Raw genomic sequence first — 4,140 nt, 5'->3', positions numbered from 1 at the left:
TATGGAACATAGGCACTCCTTTTGAGGGGGGAGGAAGGTTCCGTCCCTTCCTCCCCCCTCAAAAGGAGTGCCTATGTTCCATATCGTGGTATGCGGCGGGATTGTGCCTGATCCGTTGCAGACGCTGGAGCCGGTCAAGGGTCCGACCGGCTGGGGACTGAAAAACGAGTTGATGTTGCCGTCCATTCTCGATCCCTGGGCGGCCTGCGCCTTGTATGAGGCGGCACAGCTGGCCAAGACGGCGGCCGGCAGCAAGGTCTGGCTGGTGTCTCTTGGTCAAAAGGCCAAGTTGCAGCAGGTGATGATGACCGTGGCCCAGAAAGCGCCGTTCGAGCTGGTGGTGGCCGACGGTCCGGCCGGCGGCTTCATCGATTCTTCCGAGGTGGCGAATGCCCTGGCCGTGGCCATCGAGGGCATTGCCGGGCTGGATAAGTCCAGGCTGCTTCTTTTCGGCGGCTGGATGTCGGCTTCGCGGGGCTCCGGCTCGACGCTCCAGATCCTGGGCGAAAAGCTCGGCATCGTGGACCAGTTCCAGGGCGTGGACAAGCTGACGGTCGGCGCGGACGGCTCGCTCGAGATCATGGAGCGCGTCGAGGGCGGGGCTTATCAGGTTTCGACCTGCGCCGGCGCGCCGGCGGTGCTGGGCTGGGCCACGGGCGAGCTGCCCGAGCCGCCCAACAACCCGCAGGTGGGCATGGCCAACATGCGCCTTGTCATGCCGGCCCTGCAAAAGGCCAAGCCGGCCGCCATGGACGCCGCCGCCATTGACTACCAGTCGGTGGCCGTCCCGGCCCAGAAGCGCGACACCCGCGTGGTCAAGGACACGCCGGTCGAGGACATCGCCAAGGAAATCATCGCCTGGATCGAGAGCTAAGGGCTGGAGGCACCACTTATGGATACCATTCTTTTTCTTGCCCATGCCGAGGCTGACGGCAGCCTGTCCGCCGCCTCCCTGGAAGCCCTGACCGCGGCCAAAACCCTGGCCGAGGGCCTGGGCGCGCCCTACTCCGTCGGGCTTTTCGGCGCGGATGTTGCCGCTGCCGCCAGCGCCGTGGCCGGCTGCGGCGCGACCGCCATCTACGGCGTGTCCGGCGAGGCCTTCGGCGTTTCCCGCTACGCCACCGACGTCGCCGCCATGGAGGCCCTGGCCAAGGAGGCCGCGGCCACCATCATCGTGGCCACGGACGATTCCCGCGGCTCCCGGGCCGTGCCCGGTCTGGCCGCGCGCCTGTCCGGGCGCATCGACGCCCACGTCACCGGTCTGGCCGTCAAGGACGGGAAACCCGTGGCCACGCGCGGCTATTACCGCCAGCGCATGCAGGCGGAGCTGACCCGGGCCGCCCGGCCCTGGTGCCTGACCGTTTCCGCCGGCTGTTTCGCCGCCTACGACGGCGCGCCTGGTCAGGCGTCCGTGACGGCGGTCGAGGTCCCGGTCAGCGAGGCCATGACCCGCACGCAGCTCAAGGCCGTCATCGCCCCCTCGGCCGACGAGCAGACCATTCGCCCCGACGCCAAGCTCCTTTTCGTGGCCGGCGCGGGCTGGACCAAGAAGCAGGCCGACGGCGCGTCCCATGTGGCCGATGCCGGCGAACTGATCCTCGGGTTCCTCGGCCGGTCCAAGGCGTCGCTCGGCAGCAGCAAGTCCCTGGTGGACATGGGCGGCGACGGCGAGTCCGTGCTGCCGTTTCTCACCCACCTGCATCAGGTCGGGCAGACCGGGGCCACGCCGCGTCACCCCAAGGGCCTGGCCACCTGCTGCCACGGCGAGGAGCCGCACGTGGTCGGCTGGCGGTTTGTCGGCGAACGCCGGGCCGTCAACCTCGACCCCTCCTGCGGTTGGGCGCAGGGCAAGGCCGACGTGCTCTACGTGGCCGACGCCTTCGCCGTCATGAAGAAGATCAATGAGTTGTTAGGATAGGGGAGAGGAAGACGGGGAGAGCCGGGGAGGGGACCCTTTTTTGAAAAAAAGGGTCCCCTCCCCCGGACCCCCACCCTCCCCAAAAACTTTCGATAAGGGGATATCCTTCTGCAAGGGAGGGTATCCTTTTTTTATTGGGGAGTGAGAGCGCAGGCGCGTTCGCAGCGGTTGCGCATGGTGTCGGCGGGAAGGTTCAGGTGCGCGGCCACGCAGGCCTGGCACAGGGTGGCGGGCTTTGGCAGTCCCGCGTTCTTGGCGTTTTCCACCACCATCGCGAAGACCGCTTCGGCCAGATCGGCCCGGGCCGGAGCGAAGTCGGAGGTACGCGAGTACGCGGCCGGGCTGGCCCCGGTGCGGTCCTTTGTAACGACGAAAAGAAGCAGCCCCAGAAGGGCCGAGACGAGCACGATGGTCTTGACAAGGCGCATGATGTTTCTCCCGCGTTTTGGCCTCGGCCCGTCCTTTACGGCGGGCCGGGCGTGTGCCATAGGCCAGAAAAGCTACGGACTGGTTGTAGCCCGCCTGCGGGGAAGCGATCCAATCGCAATGTCGGAAGAAGTCCTTCCGAATCCCTGAAGGGAAAACGACGCCGGGAGGGGCGTTGTGGAATACTACCATCTACGGACCTTCGTGGCCGTGGCCGAGGAAGAGCACCTGACCCGCGCGGCCGAGCGCTTAAATGCCAGCCTGCCCGCGGTGAGCGCCCATGTGCGCGGCCTCGAGGAGGAACTCGGGGTGCCGCTTTTCACGCGTACGCCAAAGGGCATGCGCCTGACGGGCGAGGGACAGGCGCTTTTGACCGAGGCCAGACGCGCCCTCGATGGTCTGGACGCCGTTCGGGCCAGGGCCGGCAGCCTGCGCCGGGACGTCACGGGCGTGGCCCGCATCGGCCTCAACAACGAGGCCGGGCGCATGCGCGTGCCCGAAATGCTGGCTGTTCTTTCCCGCCGCCATGCCGGGGTGGAAGTGCATCTGACCGATTCGAGTTCGGCGAACATTCTCGATAACGTGCGTCAGGGTAAGCTCGATCTGGGCTTTATCTATGACAATATCATCGAGCAGGGGCGCGATGTCGTGACCATGCCCTTGGAGAACGTGGACATGGCCGTGGTCGGCCCCACCTCCTGGGCGGACCGGGTTTGTCTGGCGGACTGGGAAACGTTGGCCGGGTTGCCCTGGGTCTGGTTTTCCCAGCGCTGTCCGTTTCAATATTTGCTGGAGGCTTGCTTCTCCTGCCGTGATCTGCCGCTCAACAAGGTCATGGTGGGGGACAGCGACGCCACGTTGCGGACCATGGTCGCGGCCGGCATCGGGCTGACGCTGCTGCGTCGCGACGATGCCCTGGAGGCCGAAGCGGCCGGGGAAGTGTGCCTGTGGCAGCGGGAAGGGCTGACCCTGGGGTTGTCCCTGATTTATCGGCGGGAGAAGGCCGAGGATCGGGTGGTCGCGGCGGTGGTCGCGGCGGTGTCGGAAGTCTGGGGTTTGCCCGGACACCGACGGTAACGCGGATTTTGTTTTTTGCGGGAGAGGGAAGTGATGCGTGAGGCGGCGGTGACGCCTGATCGGGATTATTTTTTCTGGCGGGTCGCGGGCGGCATGGTTGTGCTGGTGCTGGCCCTGTCGATCCTGGTGTTGGCCCAGTCGGGCTATCAGGATGAGGGCGCTTTGCCCGACGAATCTTTTACGGGAAGCGCGCTCGTCCGTGCCGACGGCAGTCCGCAAGGCTTGACTGCCCCGGTGCCGGAAAAGGCGCGGCCTTGATCCGGCGGCCGGGGAACCACGCGGTGCCCGCGTCTCGCAAGGCCGTTGCGTGGTAGGCCCGGCCAGGGAGCAATGATGGAAGATCAAGAAACGGACGGTGATTTGCCGCGCGAAGTGGCCTGGCTTTGCCGCGAAGGCGATTCGCCCATCCGGGCCTGGCGGGAGCACCTTGGCGTCACGCCGGAAGAGCTGGCCCGGCGCCTGGACATCTCGTCGGCAGCCGTGGCCCAGTTCGAAGCCCGCTCGGCCCGTCCCCGGGCGGCGACGCTCAAAAAAATCGGCGCGGTCCTCGGTATCTCCTGGGAGCTCTTGCGCCGGGAGCGTTAAGAGACCGGGGGGAAACCTTTCTTGCAGAAAGGTTTCCCCCCGGACCCCCTTTCCAAAGACTCCTGACGGTTACAGAGTGATAGCGTTACTCAGCTGTAATCGTTAAAAGTTTTTTGGAGGGGAGAGCGCGAGAG

6 protein-coding genes are annotated in these 4,140 nt (G+C 66.1%); 5 read left to right on the top strand and 1 reads right to left on the bottom strand.

Translation table 11 applies throughout. From position 1 onward, the window contains the following. The first annotated feature begins 73 nt into the window (after positions 1-73). On the top strand, positions 74-874 hold the full coding sequence (locus tag ACMZ6R_RS20130; RefSeq protein WP_416114738.1) for an electron transfer flavoprotein subunit beta: 801 nt from the start codon (positions 74-76) through the stop codon (positions 872-874). An 18-nt stretch (positions 875-892) separates the two neighbouring features. After that, positions 893-1,918, top strand: a complete 1,026-nt coding sequence (locus ACMZ6R_RS20125; RefSeq protein WP_416114737.1) for an electron transfer flavoprotein subunit alpha/FixB family protein — start codon at positions 893-895, stop codon at positions 1,916-1,918. Between the two features lie 131 nt (positions 1,919-2,049). Here ACMZ6R_RS20125 and ACMZ6R_RS20120 read toward each other — a convergent pair whose 3' ends face one another. Next, complete coding sequence (locus tag ACMZ6R_RS20120; protein WP_416114736.1) at positions 2,050-2,346, bottom strand: hypothetical protein; 297 nt, start codon at positions 2,344-2,346, stop codon at positions 2,050-2,052. Between the two features lie 175 nt (positions 2,347-2,521). Between ACMZ6R_RS20120 and ACMZ6R_RS20115 the strand changes: the two genes are divergently transcribed. The 3 genes from ACMZ6R_RS20115 (at position 2,522) to ACMZ6R_RS20105 (ending at position 4,006) form a co-directional block, all read left to right on the top strand. After that, the gene (locus ACMZ6R_RS20115; protein ID WP_416114735.1) at positions 2,522-3,421 is read left to right on the top strand and encodes a LysR family transcriptional regulator; all 900 of its coding nucleotides are present in this window, start codon (positions 2,522-2,524) and stop codon (positions 3,419-3,421) included. A gap of 33 nt (positions 3,422-3,454) precedes the next feature. Beyond that, positions 3,455-3,679 carry a hypothetical protein gene (locus ACMZ6R_RS20110; protein WP_416114734.1) on the top strand — a complete coding sequence of 75 codons (225 nt, stop codon included), beginning with the start codon at positions 3,455-3,457 and terminating at the stop codon, positions 3,677-3,679. A gap of 75 nt (positions 3,680-3,754) precedes the next feature. After that, positions 3,755-4,006, top strand: a complete 252-nt coding sequence (locus ACMZ6R_RS20105) for a helix-turn-helix domain-containing protein (protein ID WP_416114733.1) — start codon at positions 3,755-3,757, stop codon at positions 4,004-4,006. The last annotated feature ends 134 nt before the right edge of the window (positions 4,007-4,140 follow it).

Origin of the sequence: Solidesulfovibrio sp. C21 (assembly GCF_047785625.1) — a bacterium.
Lineage (GTDB): Bacteria > Desulfobacterota > Desulfovibrionia > Desulfovibrionales > Desulfovibrionaceae > Solidesulfovibrio.
The sequence above is the reverse complement of the archived record's forward strand: the minus strand, read 5'-3'. Positions and strand labels throughout refer to the sequence as shown.

Bases quoted from the DNA above. Each gene is read 5' to 3' on its own strand.
- ACMZ6R_RS20110 (WP_416114734.1), top strand. From the start codon at position 3,455: ATGCGTGAGGCGGCGGTGACGCCTGATCGGGATTATTTTTTCTGGCGG.
- ACMZ6R_RS20125 (WP_416114737.1), top strand. From the start codon at position 893: ATGGATACCATTCTTTTTCTTGCCCATGCCGAGGCTGACGGCAGCCTG.
- ACMZ6R_RS20120 (WP_416114736.1), bottom strand. From the start codon at position 2,346: ATGCGCCTTGTCAAGACCATCGTGCTCGTCTCGGCCCTTCTGGGGCTG.
- ACMZ6R_RS20130 (WP_416114738.1), top strand. From the start codon at position 74: ATGTTCCATATCGTGGTATGCGGCGGGATTGTGCCTGATCCGTTGCAG.
- ACMZ6R_RS20105 (WP_416114733.1), top strand. From the start codon at position 3,755: ATGGAAGATCAAGAAACGGACGGTGATTTGCCGCGCGAAGTGGCCTGG.